The organism is Cedecea neteri (genome assembly GCF_000757825.1).
GTDB lineage: Bacteria > Pseudomonadota > Gammaproteobacteria > Enterobacterales > Enterobacteriaceae > Cedecea > Cedecea selenatireducens.
The window spans coordinates 3,252,940-3,268,652 of the sequence record NZ_CP009451.1 but is presented as its reverse complement, the minus strand read 5'-3'; the positions used below and the strand labels follow the sequence as shown (position 1 = coordinate 3,268,652).

Below are 15,713 nucleotides of genomic sequence, written 5' to 3'. Positions count from 1 at the left end.
AATGATAAATATTTCTGCCGATAACATTTTATTATCTGTTAACCAACATATATCCGGACTCCGCCTGGAGCCGATTGTTAATTTATTTAGCGGGCAGGTGATTAGCCACGAAGTCCTCAGCCAGTTACCGCCGTCGCGCGATCCTGAAGCTTTTTTTGCAAAACTACCGGTTACCGATAGCGTGGCGCTCTTTTGCCATCAGGTTGACCTGCTAAAGTCTCTGCAAAAATCTGGCAGATACTTTCTTAACCTTCCCCTTAAGGCGCTGATTGACGATCGGTTGTTCGCGCGGCTGCTTGATGTTTGTGAATCGTGGATAACAATTGAGATACAGGATGCCCCACTTTTTGGCACGCTCGCCCGGCAGCATCAGCGCTGCCTGTGTGAGCGAATTAAGCTACTACAGCAAGAAAGGATATCGGTATGGCTTGATGACCTTACCGACCGCTGTATGGAAAGCTTCCATCGCTACGCCTTTGATGTCGGCGGAGTAAAAATTGACAAGTACGCATTCTGGGCCCTCTGCAATAACCGCCGGGCGCTTCGGCAATTGGTTGCACAATGCGCGGATATTTCGCCTCAAATTGTTATCGAAGGTATCGAAGACTCGCTTCATCTTGAGCTGGCCCGGCAATCCGGCGCCAACCTCGGGCAAGGCTATTTATGGCCGCATAAACGCTGGTCACTCACCGATTCATTGCCGTTGTGAGGGGGCTTATGTGCGCTGCTATCAGGCGAAATAAACACCGCCGTAGTCGGACAGATTATTTTCTAAACCCCGCCAACTACACCGCGCCGCTTTTTTTCGATCGACTTGAATATCTTCAGCAGCAATTAATCGGAGGACAAAAACCAAAGAAGCCCGACGCCATCCTGGTATCTGCCGACGGCTTTCTCAGTAGCGCAATCACCGGCAGCCTTTTTCATCACCTTAACATTCCGGTTTACCCTTCACTGGATGACGTCGTCGCGCACCAAACCCTTTCTTCTGTACCACGTCTGATTATTGACCTCGACAGCCTGGAGACACCTACGCTTGAAGTCCTGAAAGCTATTCGCCAACAAATTATCACCACGCCACAGCACCAGATAACCCTGCTTAGCGCCCAGCGCAAGCCTGAGATTACACGATTTATTCGCTATGCCGTCGACTGCCAGATAGTCGAACGCCGTCTATCCCCCGAGGGGCTGAAACAGGCGTTAAGCAACAGCCCGCCCGATTTAGTCGCGCTTTACAGCACGCCTCGTTTTTCCATTAGAGAATGGATGATTTTGCTGGCGCTGAGCCGCGGGGAGTCATTGAAATCTATCGCTCTTTTTCTGGAGAGACCCTATCATCACGTCGTTTACCGCTTCAACGTTTTGTTGGCCAGGCTGGCGCTTGAAAATCGCAGTAAATTGCTGCACCTGCTTAATGAAATTTCTGTTGCAGGTAGTGTGCATTGCCGTTCGAACTAACCTACTGAGCGGTAAGATATTTTAGGAATTTACTTAATTTTTATGTTTGATGTGGGTTAAAAATAAACAAAACAATAACAATTATAACTATTCCTGGAAGCAATTTTTCCGCTCTGCCGCCAATCAGCACTTTTTGATCCAAAACAAATCAACAACAATCAGAACTAAATGTCATTTTTTCTAGAATAAAAAGTCTTTTCAACCACCCTAACTCAAAATTAAGGTTTCTTAATTCAATTTATAAAAATGACGATCAATTACGCAGCATTTCGTATTGACTCTGATTAACCCCAGGAACATCAGACTTTTCCCACAAGAACTGCGCTGTATAATCACCTCATCACATATTTATATTTGCCAGGGCATTTATAACGTTTAAATGTGAAGTTATTTAGGCAGTCGTTCTCCAGCCATGAATAACGAATTTAAAAAGGGATAAGTATTAATATAAACAAGGAGGTTCCCGCATAAAGACCGGCAACCGCCAACTCACTGTTTATCACTTTCGCTGCCATTGACGCTGTGTCAAAGCGATGTTTTTATCAAACACTCGAGGCAAAAAAAATGAAACCGGCATCCGTAATCATTATGGACGAACACCCTATTGTCAGAATGTCGATAGAAGTGCTGCTCCAGAAGAATAAAGATATTAATGTTGTTTTAAAAACAGATGATGGTCGGGAAGTTATCGACTATATGCGAGCGAATCCCGTCGACCTGGTGATTCTTGATATTGAACTCCCAAACACCGACGGCTTCACATTACTCAAGAGAATCAAAGGAATACAGGAAAAAACCAAGATCCTTTTCCTGTCATCAAAATCAGAGTCTTTTTACGCCGGGCGCGCGATTCAGGCGGGTGCCAACGGATTTGTTAGCAAACGTAAGGAGCAGGAAGATATATTTAACGCGGTGGAAATGCTGCTGTCGGGCTACTCCTTTTTCCCTTCGGAGACGCTGCATTTTATCAGCAGCCATAAATCTCGCCGGGGAACGATGGACGACATGCCATTATCCAACCGTGAGGTAACCGTGCTGCGCTATTTGGCAAATGGGCTATCAAATAAAGAGATTGCCGAGCAACTCCTGCTTAGCAATAAAACCATTAGCGCACATAAAGCGAATATATTCTCTAAACTTGGACTCACTTCAATTGTCGAGCTGATTGACTATGCCAAGGTGCACGAGCTGCTATAAGGGACAATCGAGCGCTGGAAGCGGAAATACCGGGAACGCTCCTCCCGGTTATTTTCTGGAACTATCTGGATTCTTTTAGTTGTAGTTAATCAGAAACGTCGCATCGGCATTGGCCAGCCCGGCATCTGCGTTGTCAGCCGTCGCTATATAGTTGGCCCAAAACTTCATCGTTACGTCACCGTTAGCATCCACCTGCATCGTTTTACTGGCGTTATTCAGCAACAGCCGGGACTTATCCTCATTGAGAAGTTCAATCGCCACGTTCTTCGCCGTGCTGGCCGCGTTCAGCGCCAGCAGCCCGCTGCCGGTATCCTTTCCGGTAAAGGTTATCGACGCAGCGCCGCCTGGCGGGCAGCCGGTTAGCTTCAGGTTGAACGGCATGGCCTGTGTCGTGCTGCCTGCGGTGCGCAGCTGTTTGGTCGGCCACGATCCCAGCTTCACGGTCTTGTTGTCGCTCGCCGTCTCAATGACACAGGTGTAATCCACAATATTGCCACGCAGCTCAACGTTGATCTCCCCCAGCGGAGAGGCCGCTTTGGCCATGGGATTCAACAACGCTGAAAACAGAGTCAGCGCGGCCAGGGATAATTTTTTCATCCTTTTCCCCTTAATCAAAATCAACACGCAGATAGCCGCGGGCGGTGAATGGCCCTTCTTTCGGCTTAACGCCCGTGACGCTCACCGGCCAGGCGCGAATCCCCACCCTTGCCGCCGCCGTATCATCAAGCTGGAAATTAATCTTGCTGCCCAGGTTGTTTGGCGTCAGCGGCGTGCCGCTGGAGTTGGCCACGATAAAGCCGAGATCGCTGTTATCGGACACCATCATATTGCCGCTGGCCTTTTCGGCTTCAAGACGCAGCGTAAGGTAAGCCTGAGCGTCAATATTGGTGCATTTGATGCCGACGGTTTTGCTCTGCGGCGTCACGCTTTGCGGGCGATTACCGGCCCCGGCCTGGCTGAACAGCGATGCGCCAATGCTGCCAAAGTCGAACTCGACCACCTGGCCGGCGTTGATTTCACAGGTCTGCGGCACTTCAACCTTGCCGCTATAGCTGATGGTGTAAACCACCGTACTTAACGGATCGCCGGTAGTGGTCGTGACGTAGACACGGAACATCGTCTGGCGTGGGATCGGCACCATATTGATAAAACGGCGGGTAACTTTAAGACGAAATACCAGTTTCGAATCTGTGACCCCAAAAGGCTTATTCTTCGACACGTTAGGGTGAGAGCCCATCTGCATGTAGTTCACCGGAGGATAAAAATCACCGGCATAGCTGTCGTTGATTTTCATCGCGCCGTTAAGATAATCATTTATTTTTAGATACTTATAACTACCCACTACTTCCTGGATAGGTAAATCTGTCACGTAGCTACGCTTGGTGGTATTCCCCGATGTTCCCTTAGGGCAAACCGCATTCACGCCAATCAGACCTGATTTTTCAGACAGGGTCACAATCTGCCCGACGTTGTTATTGCTGCTATTAAATTTGTCAGACAAATCATAAGCAATATCGGTCGGAATGCCTTTCTCGTTTGAGCAAACCGTCGCCGCAGCGGGCCCCGCGCAGGCCAGCAGCAGCCCGCCGGTAATCAAAGTGTTCAGTTTCATCTTCATCTTCCTGAATCTCTCCGCACGCTATGAGCAGGTGGCGGTCGCCATGACGACAGCCTGCTTCAGGCTCTCCTCCGGCAGGGAGTAGTTGGCGCGGCACTGGGAACCCTTCCCGTCGCCCCATTGGATCAACAAGTTACCTTTCAACGGCAGGCCGCTGAGGTAGATTTGCCCGTCGTCGCCGGCCATGCTGGTCACGCCGCTTTGCACCTCCCGCACCACTGAGCCGAACGGCACCGGGCGGTCACCGCGCTTAACGGTAATGATGGCGCGCACGCCGATACGGGCATCGAAAGCGGCACGAACCAGCGCGCCTTCGGTCGGCACCACGCTGCTGACGTTATTTTCAATGTCGGTGTGGTTGTCCATCGTGTTGGTATCCAGCGCCACGCGGTTGTAGCGGTAAACCGTGGCGTACGGCATCACGGCATAGCCGCGCCAGTCCGTTTTCACACCGGTCTGGTTTTCAATGCTGACGCCGGAAGCGCCGGGCGCTTTGATCAGCACGTTGGTGTCGCCCAACGGCTGGCTGAAGGTCACCCCGTCCGCATGCCCCACTACGCCGCCGGAAGCCTGCCAGTTGAAGTCATGCTGGCTGCGGTCATAGTTGTAGCCCAGGCCAAGCGTGCCGTAAGTCGCCTGCCAGTTGGCGGTGGCACTGCCGGAATAGCCGTTAGTGCTGGTATGGCCCTGGGTAACGCTGTAGTTCAGGTTGCGGCCTTCCAGCAGCGTCCCGCCGACCCCGCTTTGCCAGCTGTTTTTGCCGTCCGAGCTGCGGCTTGTGGCCATCGTGGCATAGGCACGATCCAGCGCCGTATCGCGCGAATAGCCGTGACCAAGCAGCGTGCTAAACGGAACCGAGAGGTTAAACGCGATGATGCGGTTGGTGTCTGAAAGGCCGAGGGATTTACTCCAGGACAAGGAAAGCGAATAGCTGATGCCGCGCCAGCCGCTGGAATAACCCAGCTGATACCAGGTGTTGTCCTGATCGGTTCCCCAGTAAGTTTGCTGGCTGCCGGAAACATAGACCGAGCCGTAATCTCCCAGAGACTGAGAAATGTTGACCTGAAACCGGCCCTTTTTGTTGTAGCGCAGGTTGTGATAGCTGGTCGCCACCAGCTCCTGGCTATTGCTGTCGTTGTTTTGCCACTCATACTGGTAGCCTTCCATGTTGCGGTAGGCCACGTCATCCAGCGTGTAAAAACCACGCGTGGAGTAGCGGTAGCCGAGCAGCTGGAAGTTGGTGCCATAGTCGCTCAAGGATTTTGCATACAGGAAGCGCAAGGACTGCCCCTGATGCTCACTGTCATCCGCCAGCTTGCTGCGTGCGTGGGTCAAATCAAGGGAGATAGCCCCCCAGTCGCCAAGGTTTTTACCGGCACCTAACGCAACTGCGGTATAGCGTTCAGCCAGCTGCGTCCCGCCGTAGGCGGTATAGCCGTTCGGCAGACCGGCAACCAGCGTCCCCTGGGTAAAGAACGGTTTATCCTGCTGGTTATTCCCGCTGCGGAAGTCGCCCATCACCACGTCATACTTAAAACGCCCTTCACGCTGCAGCAGTGGAACGGTGGAATAAGGCACGGTATATTTCTGCTGGGTGCCGTCTTTCTCCTCAACCGTCACCTCAAGGTCACCGCTTGAAGAGGTCGGGTTAAGGTCGCTAATGGCAAACGCGCCCGGAGAGACATAGCTCTGATAAATCACATAGCTGTTTTGACGAATGACGATCTTGGCGTTGGTGCGAGCAATCCCACGCACGGTCGGCGCGTAGCCCTGCAGGCTGTCCGGGTACATGCTGTCTGAAGAATAAAGGCGCGCGCCGCGGAATCCGAGGCTGTCGAACACGTCACTGCCGGTGTTGCTGTCGCCCATGACCAGCTCACCCTTCAGCGGAATAATCGTGCGCTGCAGCGTGGTGCTGATGTTCTGCCACTGATTCTGACGGCGGCCATCGCCGCTGCTGTAGTTCCAGGCCCCGTTATTACGCAGGCGCCACGGGCCGAAATTCAGGCCGCTTTGCAGGTTCAGATAATAGCTGTCGTTGTAAGTCCCACGGTTGCCGGTAAAGGTGTAGTTCAGCAGCGCGGCAGGGATCCCTTCATCCCACTGATCCGGCGGAATGTAACCACGGGCGCTGTTGATAAGCGAAGCCTGAGGCAGGCTTATATCAAGGCGCAGGCGAGAAAAGTCGTAGCTAATCTCGGCTCCCGGCACCGCCGTCGTCACCGGCACGCACTCCCCGGGCTTAAATTTTGCCAGCTCGGGATAGGCGAGCATATTCAGCCCAAGGCGCTTGAGCCATTCGGTGTCCAGGCAAGGCGTTAGTCCGCCGGATTTCACGGCTTCAGAAGCAGACAGTTTCTTATCCGCCGCAGCAAAGTTCACGTCTTCGGTGGCAACAAACTCATCGTTACGCCAGATGTCCACGCGGTAGACGCCCGGCGGCTGGCTGCTGCCTTTTTCGAAACGAGACAGATCCGCCACCGCCGCGGTATCGTCCGACAAGAATGCCGGGTTGAAATAGCTCTCGGCGACGGCGAGTCCAGGCCAGAGTGATGCCAGGATGGTCGCCGTCAGCGGCGCTAGCGTAAAAACCTTACGCGAGACTGATGTCTTCATGATTTACCTGCTTCCCTTTGCCAGCCCGGCTTTACTGCATGACACCCGCTTGTGCTTTCGTCACCGCGCCGTAATCGTTCACGCTCTGGAAGCTCACGGCACCCTGAACGCCAGACGGCACGGCAACCTGCACGCTATTTTTTGGTGCCACCATGGTGTTAGGCAGCTTCTCGTTGCCCATCTTCAGGTTGACCAGCGACACATAGTAAGGAGAAGGGTTGCTGATTTTCAGGTACTGGCCGCTGCGGGCGAAGCGAATCTGCTTGAGGGCGTCTTCGGGCTGCATCTGCAGGTTTTTAGGACGTACAAACAGCTTAATGCGGGAGAGAACCGCCAGTTGGAGGACGTTCTTGCCCTCAACGCTGTTTTTATCCACCGAAGGAATCGCCTTAACGTTCATCCAGAAGATGGACTCACGGTCGCTCGGCAGCTGCGGTCCGGCATAGATAATACGCAGCGTGTTCTCGCTTTTTGGCTCGCTGACAAACAGCGGCGGCGTGACCACGAAGCTTTTCTCTTTCTGCCCCAGATCGTTTTCAATCCAGGAGTTCACCAGAAAGCGTTCTTTAGGATCGCTATTGGTGATGGCCAGCGACGTTTGTTTCGCATCGGCCGGGTAAATAACGCGCGTGGCGCCCAGGGCAATACCGCCCGCAGCCTGCGCATTAAGAGAGGTAATCATTAAAGAGAGCATCAGCGCCGAAGCGGCTTTATATAATTTGTTCATCACGACAGGTACCATCAAAATAGCCAGAATGGAGAAGCAGAGGTTCAGGGATAAACCAGCGTGAACCAGACGTCGGAGCGAATATTTCCGGGCGACATGTGCTTAGAGACCGAACGATAACGCGCAGTAAAATGAAAGCTCATTTCCTGCGTGGTTATTGGCGAATATGAAGCCGGTTCGCTATTTGGAATAATCAACTGCTGCTGTTGGTCAAATAACGCCAGGCCAATCCCGCTGCTGGCGTCATTGCCGCTTACGCTGGATGTAGCCAGAAATACCTGAGGATCTTCCGCCGGGGTTGAGCCCTGGAACGCGATACCAACATGGTCATAAACCTCCGGGCGGCAGTCCGTCAGCCGAAGGGTAAAAGGGATGCTGGGCGGCGCGTAGCTGCCAACATCTTTAAAAACGTTGCTTGGGTACTGACCCATTTGCACGGTCATTTCCTGACTTTCAGGCGCGACGGCGCAGGCGCCGTTGACCAACTCGCCCTGCATGTGCACTTCACCGCCGTGGATAACCACAATGCGCTTTGCCTGAACGGGATTCACCGCTGCCAGAATAGCCAGGAGCAGGATTTTCCTTGTCATCATCGTCCTCTCTGGACTCACGTCGGACAAGCCTCGTCCCTGAGGCTGAATCATCCTTGTGCTATCAGCTGTCGCTGATTATTCGTATTTCATTACGAAGGTAGCGTCCGCGTTTGCAGCACCGGCAGTGGCGGTAGCAGCAGTAGCTTTATAGCGAGCGGTGAACGGAATGGTGTTCTCACCGTCGTTCAGAGTCTGAGCGGTAGAGAACACGGTCCCGTTTGGAGACAGCGTCTTAGAACCACGATCCAGGATCTCGATACCTACGCCTTTCGCGGTGGTAGCGTTACCGCCTGAGTTCACCGCCAGCAGGGTTGGATCGGTTGCATCAGTCTGGCCGGTGAATGCCACAGAAGCGGTAGCCGCAACGGTGCTATCGCAATCGGTCAGCACGATGTTGAATGGGATCTGGGAAGAGGTATCGCCCACTTTGGTGAAAGCGGCGGTACGGTACTGGCCCAGCTTAACGATCTGGCCGTCGGACTGAGTGCTTACTGCGCAAGCGGCGTTAACCAGCTCGCCCTGGAAATGCACGGTACCGCCATTAACGGTAACTGGATCTGCTGCGTTAGCGGCGCCGCTTACCAGAGCAACGGTGGCGATCAGTGAAGAGGCGATTTTGCTTAATTTCATGGGTATTCCTTCATATATAAAACGCACATCGGAGCAATGCATCCTTCATTACGCCGTTTGAATCATCATCGGTCTTAAATGACCGCATAACGCATTTCCCACATCCTGTGGGAATTCCTTAGAATGCTCAGTATTTTCATGAGAATTAAAGACAAACGATTCCCCGGCCCGTTATTTCATGGCCGTAAAGAAGTCATCCTTAATAATCAAAAATAAAATTTATATATATTCGCACCAGGTGACGAAGTGGGGCTAAATTAAGCCAAATTTGAATTAAGTAATAGATGCCAATTCTTTATGTTAGGTAAGCCCGGTCTTAATAACGCCTAAGAAATCACCAGGACAACCTTTCGGGAATACGGGGATAAAGCAGCAAAAACCTCGTTTATTTAGGGGGTTATGCGTCCCTCCAGGCATGAGAATATTGTATATTTATTGTTAAATTTGTTTATTTTTTGTTTAACGCAGGAAAGGGAATCTTGAACGCCAAATGCGCAATACCGTGCAAAGTTGCCAAAACGTTAAAGTCGTTGCGCAAGCGGTGATACACTGGAGGGCTTGCCATCGAAAACTTACCCAGGACTTCAGGATGAATGAGACCGCTCCCCACGCCATTCCGGCGACCTCGATAACCCGCCCCAATTGGTCAGCAGTATTTGCTATCGCTTTTTGCGTCGCCTGCCTGATTACCGTTGAGTTTTTGCCGGTTAGCCTGTTGACCCCTATGGCACAGGAACTGAATATCTCCGAGGGCGTTGCCGGGCAGTCGGTCACCGTCACCGCGTTTGTGGCCATGTTCGCCAGCCTGTTTATCACCAACCTCATTGGCTCCACCGATCGCCGCCGCGTGGTGCTGCTTTTTGCCGTCCTGCTCACCGCCTCCTGCCTGCTGGTTTCATTTGCCGGTAATTTCTCCCTGCTGCTTTTGGGCCGCGCCTGCCTCGGGCTGGCGCTTGGCGGCTTCTGGGCCATGTCGGCTTCGTTGACCATGCGCCTCGTTCCTGCCCGCACGGTGCCAAAGGCGCTGTCGGTTATCTTCGGCGCGGTGTCGATTGCGTTAGTGATTGCCGCCCCGCTGGGCAGCTTTCTCGGCGGAATAATAGGCTGGCGCAACGTCTTTAACGCCGCGGCGCTGATGGGCGTAGCCTGTATTATTTGGGTCTGGAAGGCGCTGCCTTCGCTGCCGGGTGAACCGGCGCACCAGAAGCAAAACATGTTTGGCCTGTTAAAGCGGCCGGGCGTGCTGGCGGGTATGCTCGCCATCTTCATGGCGTTTGCGGGTCAGTTCTCGTTCTTTACCTATATCCGCCCGGTTTACATGACGATGTCGGGCTTCGACGTTGACGGCCTGACGCTGGTGCTGCTGAGCTTTGGTATCGCAAGCTTCGTCGGCACCTCGCTTTCCGCGCCTATTCTGAAACGCTCGTTAAAGCTGGCGCTGGCCTGCGCGCCGCTGATTCTCGCCGTTAGCGCGGCGGTGCTGGTGCTGTGGGGAACGAATAAAACCGTGGCTTCGGTGATTGCGGTTGTCTGGGGCCTGGCCTTTGCCCTGGTGCCGGTAGGCTGGTCAACGTGGATCACCCGTTCGCTGGCGGACCAGGCGGAAAAAGCCGGGTCGATTCAGGTGGCCGTTATTCAGCTGGCCAACACCTGCGGCGCGGCGGTGGGCGGCCTGGCGCTGGATAACCTCGGCCTGCTGGCTCCGCTGATGCTATCCGGCAGCCTGATGCTGCTGACGGCCCTGCTGGTTGCGGTGAAGGTTCGGGCTTAAAAAAATCTAAAAATAGCGCCTGATATCAGGCGCTATTTTTTTATCAACCGCGCCAGAAAGGCTTATCGCCCAGAATAGTCGCGCGGTGCATGATGCGGCGAGCCGGGAGATAATCAGCGTTGGCATAATGCTGGGTGACGCGGTTATCCCAAATGGCAATATCGTTTTGCTGCCAGCGCCAGCGCACCTGGAACTCCGGTTTGGTGATGTGGGCAAACAGGAAGCCCAGCAGCGCCTCGCTCTCTTTTTCCGTCAGGTTGACGATGCGGGTGGTAAAGCCTTCGTTGACGAAAAGCGCCTGCTTGCCGCTGACCGGATGAGTACGAATCACCGGATGGCGCAGCGGCGGGTTCTTCGCCACGGCCTCGCGCCAGCGCTGGTGCTCGACCTCGTTATGGGAGTACTTGTACTCCTGGAACGATTTGCGGAAGTCATGTTCTGCCTCCAGCCCGGACAGCAGCTTTTTAAACGGCTCCGACAGCGCCTCAAAGGCAGCAATCCCGCTGGTCCACAGCGTATCCCCACCGGTTTCCGGCAGCTGCTTCGCGGCCAGAATCGCCCCGGCAGGCGGCGTTTCAATAAAGGTCACGTCGGTGTGCCAGTTGTCGTTATCCGGCGGATTATCGTTGTGGGTATCCAGCACGATAATTTCTTCCACACCTTCGGCATGCGGGTAAACCGGGTGGATATGCAGGTCGCCGAAGCGCAGAGCCAGCGCGCGCTGCTGAGAAGGCGTTATCTCCTGTTCGCGGAAGAACAGCACCTGATGGCGGATCAGCGCGTGGTAAATCTGCTCGAACTGGTTATCGCTCAGGCCACGCGTCAGATCCACGCCGCTGACCTGCGCCCCGATGTACGGCCCCAATGGCTTAACGTTCACTTTTTCACTCATTGCCCTTCTCCATGCCACGGGGTCAGGCGGCGCTGTAGCGCCCGCAGCCCCAGTTCTAAACAAAATGCGATGACGGCAATTACGCCGATCCCGGCCAGTACCACATCCGTTGCCAGAAACTCACCGGCCGACTGCACCATAAAGCCCAGCCCGCGCGTCGCGGCAATAAGCTCTGCGGCCACCAGCGTGGACCAGCCCACGCCCAGCCCAATGCGGAAGCCGGTCAGAATTTCAGGCAGCGCACCCGGCAAAATCACATGCCAGATGACCTGCAAACGGGACGCGCCCAGCGCCTGGGCGGCACGAATACGGACCTGCTTCGCGCTGCGCACGCCCGCCATGGTGGACATGGCTACCGGCGCAAAAATCGCGAGGTAAATCAGCAGGATTTTGGAGGTCTCGCCGATGCCAAACCAAATCACCATCAGCGGCAAATAGGCCAGCGGCGGCACCGGGCGGTAAAGCTCGATCAGCGGATCAAGGATGCCGCGCACGGTGGAGCTCAGCCCCATCGCAATGCCCACCGGGATGCCTATCAGCACCGCAGCGGCAAGCGCGGTAAGAATGCGCCCCAGGCTGGCGGCCAGGTGCTGCCACAGCGTGGCGTCCATAAAGCCCTGCGGCCCGGCTATAGTAATCAGCTTCGAGAGCACCTGCCCCGGCGGCGGAAGAAACAGCGGGCTGACCCAGTGCTGAGAGGCAACCCACCACCACAGCAGCACCAGCGTAACCAGCGTTGCCGCGCTTAGCGTCAGCTGCCGCGAAAACGGCCAGCGCAGCGTAAGGCGGCGGCGCACCGGCTTGTCCTGAATGACTACGCTCATAAGAAGCCCTCCCGCTGTTCAAACACGCGGCTCAGCACGTATTCGCGCTTCCCGATAAATTCAGGGTCAGATTTGATGCTGCGGCACGGCTCTCCGGCGGCAAAACGACGACCGAAATCAAGCTGTAGCCGTTCCAGCACGCGGCCAGGGCCCGGTGACAGCAACACTAACTCTGTCGCCAGGAACACCGCTTCCTCAATATCATGAGTGATCAGCAGCACCTGGCGGCGGCTCTCATGCCACAGCTTTAGCAGCAGGGTTTGCATCTGCTCGCGGGTAAAGGCATCCAGCGCGCCAAACGGTTCGTCCAGCAGTAAAAGCTGGGGCTTTGTTGCCAGCGCTCGGGCGATGCCCACCCGCTGCCGCTGCCCGCCGGAAAGCTGCCAGATGGCGCGTTTGGCTTTATCTTCCAGGCCAACCTTGCGCAGCATGTCGAGCGCAAGCTCTTCACGCTGCGGCTTAGGCTGCCCGGCAAGCTGCAGCCCGAAAGCCACGTTATGCAGCACCGAGCGCCAGGGCAGTAGCCCCTCGTTCTGGAAAACGACCCCGCGCTCGGCGCCAGGGCCCTCAACCGTTTTGCCCTGCAGCGTAATGCTGCCGGAGTGATAGGGGACGAAACCGGCGATCAGGTTAAGCAGCGTGGTCTTACCGCAGCCGGAAGGGCCGAGCACCACCAGCAGTTCGCCCTCGTCCACCGTCAGATTAATGTCGTCGAGTACCGCTTTACCGCCGTACTCCGCGCTAAGATGCGAAACCTGTAGCATCGCCGTGCCTCCTGTTAACGGTTACTGCGCCAGCGGCTTCACGAAGCGGTCGGTCACAAACTGGCTGTAGTCGGTTGCCACCGCAGGTACTTTGCCCTGCTCTTTCAGGAACTTCGCGGTATCGACGATAGCTTTATTCACCGGGCCGCTAAGCTGCTCGACCTGCTGTTTCGCCGTCAGGTAGGTATTGCCCTTCACCAGCCCAGGGACGTCGGTTTCCGGCACGCCGCTCAGGCGCGAGAGCTTGCTCAGGTTGTCCGGCTGCTTGAGCCACTGCTCCGGGTTGTCGATATAGCCTTTCTGAGCCGCAATGGCGCTGCGGGCAAAGGCGGTGACGATATCAGGATGTTTTTCGGCGAAGTCTTTACGCACCACCCACACGTCGAGCGTTGGGGAACCCCATTTGCCCACCTGCGCAGAGTCCGTCAGCACGCTGCCGTCTTTTTCCAGTTCGTTCACCGCGGGCGCCCAGACATAGGCGGCGTCGATGTCGCCGCGCTGCCAGGCGGCAATAATTGCCGGAGGCTGGAGGTTAAGGATTTGAACCTGATCGGGCTTAATACCCCAATGCTTGAGGGAAGCCAGCAGGCTGTAATGGGTGGTGGAAATAAACGGCACCGCGATACGTTTGCCGATTAAGTCCTGCGGAGATTTGATGCTTTTTTTGACCACCAGCGCTTCCGAATTACCGAGCTGGGAGGCCAGCAGGAAGACCTCAATCGGCACGTTCTGGCTGGCCGCCACGGCTAGCGGGCTGGAGCCGATATTGCCGATTTGAACGTCGCCGGAAGCCAACGCGCGAACCACGCTCGCGCCGCTGTCGAATTTGCGCCATTCCGCTTTTGCCCCGCTGTCTTTGGCAAAAGCATCATCGGCTTGCGCAACTTTGGCGGGTTCGGCGGAAGTCTGGTACGCCACGGTGACGTCCACCGCGTGGGCCTGAGCTGCGATTAAGGCCAGTGCAACCAGCCAAAGTGAGTGTCGTTTTGCTGCCATGATTCTGCTCCTGTCTCGGGGGAGAAAGCAGTATTTCCAACGGCAACGATTCCATAAAAGAATAAAAAATTATCGCTAATGCTTTTCTGTCCTTAGAAAAAAAGTGGGTAACGATAGATGTGAAGTGGGAATAATGCCGCCCGCAGAGCGCGGGCGGGCAGAGTTATATTAACTTAAGTTAAATCAACGTTCTTGCTGCCGAAGAACCAGGTCATGATAAAACCGGCGGCATAGGCGATAACAATCCCGGCGACGTAAACCGCCATCCCGGCGAAGATCCCCTGACTTGAGGTCATCAGTGGAATCGACACTAACCCGGACGGGCCAAAGACGGTATTCAGCCCGACGGGCAGCCCGAGCCAGGCCACCAGCCCGATGAAGAACCCACCTATCCCGCCGCCGATACAGGCGGTGATAAACGGCTTAAGGCGCGGCAGCGTCACGCCGTAAATCAACGGCTCACCGATGCCCAGCAGCCCGGGAATAATGGCCCCTTTGATTTGCGTGCGCAGCATCGAGCCTTTCGGCGAGCGGGCAAACAGGGCCAGCGCCGCGCCTACCTGCCCCGCACCGGCCATCGCCAGAATAGGGAACAGCGAGTTGAAACCCTGGGCATCCATTAGTGCGAAATACACCGGGACAAAGCCCTGGTGAATACCAAATACCACGGCAATCAGGAACAGCCCGGCCAGAATCGCCGTCCCGAATGGGTTGCCGTTCAGGTGCATAAACAGCCACGACATGCCTTTGAACAGCTCGCCGCCGATGGGCATGATCGCCACAAAAGTGATAGCCCCGGTGATCAGCAAGGTGATCGTCGAGGTAAGGATCATGTCCAGGTTATCCGGGATCATCCGCCGCACCTGGCGTTCGATCCACGCCCCCAGAATACATGCCAGCAGTACGCCAATGATGTTGCCGCGCGGGTCGATTGTCAGCCCAAAGAAGGTATCCATCCCGGCGTAATAGCCCACTTTGCCTTCCGGCACGTAGCGCAGAATAAACAGCGAGGCGATGATGGCCCCGTTCACGCCGGTGCCGCCGAAAGCCTTCTGGGTATTGAAGCCGATAAGAATGCTCAGGAAGGTAAACAGCCCGATGCTGAATACCTTCATATAGGCAATAAGCTGGGTCAGCCACGCAGCAGGGGCTGTGCCTTCCACCACCAGCGTTTGTTGCAGCAGCGTGGCAATCCCCAGCAGCAGCCCGGCGGCAATAAAGCCCGGGATCAGCGGCGTGAAAATGGTGGCAAACTTGGTGAGGAAGTTATGCACCGCGCTGTTCTGCTTCGCCTTCATCTGCTTTTTGTTCTGGCTGGCGAGCGCGGCCAGATCCGCACTTTCGCCGTTCTCCGGCTCGCTTTGGCCGCCCTGCTTCAGCATCGAATTCATCAGCTCGCTGGCGGTTTGCGCTTTGCCAGGGCCGAGAATGATTTGCAGCTGATCGTCGCCGTTGACCACGCCCATCACGCCGGGAATTTTTTTCAGTTCGTCGTGTTGGACGAGATCTCTGTCTTTGAGCGTCAGCCTGAGGCGCGTCATGCAGTTGCCGCAGACAAGGATATTGCCGCTGCCGCCCGTCAGGCGCAGGACTTGTTCCATCATCGAGCCGGTGATTTTCGCCATAG

At 55.2% G+C, this 15,713-nt stretch carries 15 protein-coding genes; 4 read left to right on the top strand and 11 right to left on the bottom strand.

The annotated features are described in order from the left end of the window. Position 1 precedes the first annotated feature (1 nt). The 3 genes from JT31_RS15160 to fimZ all read left to right on the top strand — a co-directional run bounded on the left by JT31_RS15160 (position 2) and on the right by fimZ (position 2,655). A complete protein-coding gene (locus tag JT31_RS15160) occupies positions 2 to 709 on the top strand; it encodes an EAL domain-containing protein (protein WP_038478791.1) in 708 nt (235 codons plus the stop codon). An 8-nt stretch (positions 710 to 717) separates the two neighbouring features. Beyond that, entirely contained in the window at positions 718 to 1,458 is a 741-nt protein-coding gene (locus JT31_RS15155; RefSeq protein ID WP_038478788.1) for a hypothetical protein, read from the top strand. A gap of 564 nt (positions 1,459 to 2,022) precedes the next feature. Continuing rightward, positions 2,023 to 2,655, top strand: coding sequence for a fimbria biosynthesis transcriptional regulator FimZ (gene fimZ, locus JT31_RS15150; protein ID WP_038478785.1), 633 nt, complete (start codon positions 2,023 to 2,025; stop codon positions 2,653 to 2,655). Positions 2,656 to 2,730: 75 nt separating this feature from the next. Here the strand turns inward: fimZ and sfmF are convergent, their stop codons facing one another. From sfmF to fimA, 6 genes are all read right to left on the bottom strand, one after another. Beyond that, positions 2,731 to 3,252, bottom strand: a complete 522-nt coding sequence (sfmF, locus tag JT31_RS15145) for a fimbria assembly protein (protein WP_038478782.1) — start codon at positions 3,250 to 3,252, stop codon at positions 2,731 to 2,733. Between the two features lie 10 nt (positions 3,253 to 3,262). Continuing rightward, positions 3,263 to 4,267, bottom strand: a complete 1,005-nt coding sequence (fimH, locus tag JT31_RS15140) for a type 1 fimbria D-mannose specific adhesin FimH (RefSeq protein ID WP_038478779.1) — start codon at positions 4,265 to 4,267, stop codon at positions 3,263 to 3,265. Between the two features lie 27 nt (positions 4,268 to 4,294). Continuing rightward, positions 4,295 to 6,889: a fimbrial biogenesis usher protein gene (locus JT31_RS15135; protein ID WP_038478776.1), complete on the bottom strand. Its 2,595-nt coding sequence runs from the start codon at positions 6,887 to 6,889 to the stop codon at positions 4,295 to 4,297. Positions 6,890 to 6,920: 31 nt separating this feature from the next. After that, positions 6,921 to 7,583: a type 1 fimbria chaperone FimC gene (gene fimC, locus JT31_RS15130; RefSeq protein ID WP_370527356.1), complete on the bottom strand. Its 663-nt coding sequence runs from the start codon at positions 7,581 to 7,583 to the stop codon at positions 6,921 to 6,923. 77 nt (positions 7,584 to 7,660) lie between these two features. Continuing rightward, positions 7,661 to 8,206, bottom strand: a complete 546-nt coding sequence (gene fimI / locus JT31_RS15125; RefSeq protein ID WP_038483179.1) for a type 1 fimbrial protein subunit FimI — start codon at positions 8,204 to 8,206, stop codon at positions 7,661 to 7,663. A gap of 78 nt (positions 8,207 to 8,284) precedes the next feature. Further along, positions 8,285 to 8,839, bottom strand: a complete 555-nt coding sequence (fimA, locus tag JT31_RS15120) for a type 1 fimbrial major subunit FimA (protein ID WP_038478773.1) — start codon at positions 8,837 to 8,839, stop codon at positions 8,285 to 8,287. 589 nt (positions 8,840 to 9,428) lie between these two features. On the opposite strand from fimA, the gene nepI reads away from it, so the two are divergent. Next, a complete protein-coding gene (gene nepI, locus JT31_RS15115) occupies positions 9,429 to 10,610 on the top strand; it encodes a purine ribonucleoside efflux pump NepI (RefSeq protein ID WP_038478770.1) in 1,182 nt (393 codons plus the stop codon). A 43-nt stretch (positions 10,611 to 10,653) separates the two neighbouring features. On the opposite strand, the gene tauD is transcribed toward nepI, so the two are convergent. The 5 genes from tauD to murP all read right to left on the bottom strand — a co-directional run bounded on the left by tauD (position 10,654) and on the right by murP (position 15,711). Beyond that, positions 10,654 to 11,502 carry a taurine dioxygenase gene (gene tauD, locus JT31_RS15110; protein WP_038478767.1) on the bottom strand — a complete coding sequence of 283 codons (849 nt, stop codon included), beginning with the start codon at positions 11,500 to 11,502 and terminating at the stop codon, positions 10,654 to 10,656. After that, positions 11,499 to 12,326, bottom strand: coding sequence for a taurine ABC transporter permease TauC (gene tauC / locus JT31_RS15105; RefSeq protein WP_038478764.1), 828 nt, complete (start codon positions 12,324 to 12,326; stop codon positions 11,499 to 11,501). The genes tauD and tauC overlap by 4 nt, the downstream gene beginning before the upstream one ends. Beyond that, positions 12,323 to 13,090: a taurine ABC transporter ATP-binding subunit gene (gene tauB / locus JT31_RS15100; RefSeq protein WP_038478761.1), complete on the bottom strand. Its 768-nt coding sequence runs from the start codon at positions 13,088 to 13,090 to the stop codon at positions 12,323 to 12,325. Before tauB ends, tauC begins: the two co-directional genes overlap by 4 nt. A 21-nt stretch (positions 13,091 to 13,111) precedes the next feature. Continuing rightward, positions 13,112 to 14,086, bottom strand: coding sequence for a taurine ABC transporter substrate-binding protein (gene tauA / locus JT31_RS15095; RefSeq protein ID WP_038478759.1), 975 nt, complete (start codon positions 14,084 to 14,086; stop codon positions 13,112 to 13,114). Between the two features lie 173 nt (positions 14,087 to 14,259). After that, positions 14,260 to 15,711, bottom strand: a complete 1,452-nt coding sequence (murP, locus tag JT31_RS15090; RefSeq protein ID WP_038478756.1) for a PTS N-acetylmuramic acid transporter subunit IIBC — start codon at positions 15,709 to 15,711, stop codon at positions 14,260 to 14,262. Positions 15,712 to 15,713 lie beyond the last annotated feature (2 nt).

Coding starts and splice junctions, on each gene's coding strand:
- JT31_RS15160 (WP_038478791.1), top strand. CDS start 2: ATGATAAATATTTCTGCCGATAACATTTTATTATCTGTTAACCAACAT.
- fimH (WP_038478779.1), bottom strand. CDS start 4,267: ATGAAACTGAACACTTTGATTACCGGCGGGCTGCTGCTGGCCTGCGCG.
- JT31_RS15155 (WP_038478788.1), top strand. CDS start 718: ATGTGCGCTGCTATCAGGCGAAATAAACACCGCCGTAGTCGGACAGAT.
- tauB (WP_038478761.1), bottom strand. CDS start 13,090: ATGCTACAGGTTTCGCATCTTAGCGCGGAGTACGGCGGTAAAGCGGTA.
- tauA (WP_038478759.1), bottom strand. CDS start 14,086: ATGGCAGCAAAACGACACTCACTTTGGCTGGTTGCACTGGCCTTAATC.
- fimI (WP_038483179.1), bottom strand. CDS start 8,206: ATGACAAGGAAAATCCTGCTCCTGGCTATTCTGGCAGCGGTGAATCCC.
- nepI (WP_038478770.1), top strand. CDS start 9,429: ATGAATGAGACCGCTCCCCACGCCATTCCGGCGACCTCGATAACCCGC.
- fimZ (WP_038478785.1), top strand. CDS start 2,023: ATGAAACCGGCATCCGTAATCATTATGGACGAACACCCTATTGTCAGA.
- fimA (WP_038478773.1), bottom strand. CDS start 8,839: ATGAAATTAAGCAAAATCGCCTCTTCACTGATCGCCACCGTTGCTCTG.
- tauC (WP_038478764.1), bottom strand. CDS start 12,326: ATGAGCGTAGTCATTCAGGACAAGCCGGTGCGCCGCCGCCTTACGCTG.
- fimC (WP_370527356.1), bottom strand. CDS start 7,583: ATGCTCTCTTTAATGATTACCTCTCTTAATGCGCAGGCTGCGGGCGGT.
- tauD (WP_038478767.1), bottom strand. CDS start 11,502: ATGAGTGAAAAAGTGAACGTTAAGCCATTGGGGCCGTACATCGGGGCG.
- sfmF (WP_038478782.1), bottom strand. CDS start 3,252: ATGAAAAAATTATCCCTGGCCGCGCTGACTCTGTTTTCAGCGTTGTTG.
- murP (WP_038478756.1), bottom strand. CDS start 15,711: ATGGCGAAAATCACCGGCTCGATGATGGAACAAGTCCTGCGCCTGACG.
- JT31_RS15135 (WP_038478776.1), bottom strand. CDS start 6,889: ATGAAGACATCAGTCTCGCGTAAGGTTTTTACGCTAGCGCCGCTGACG.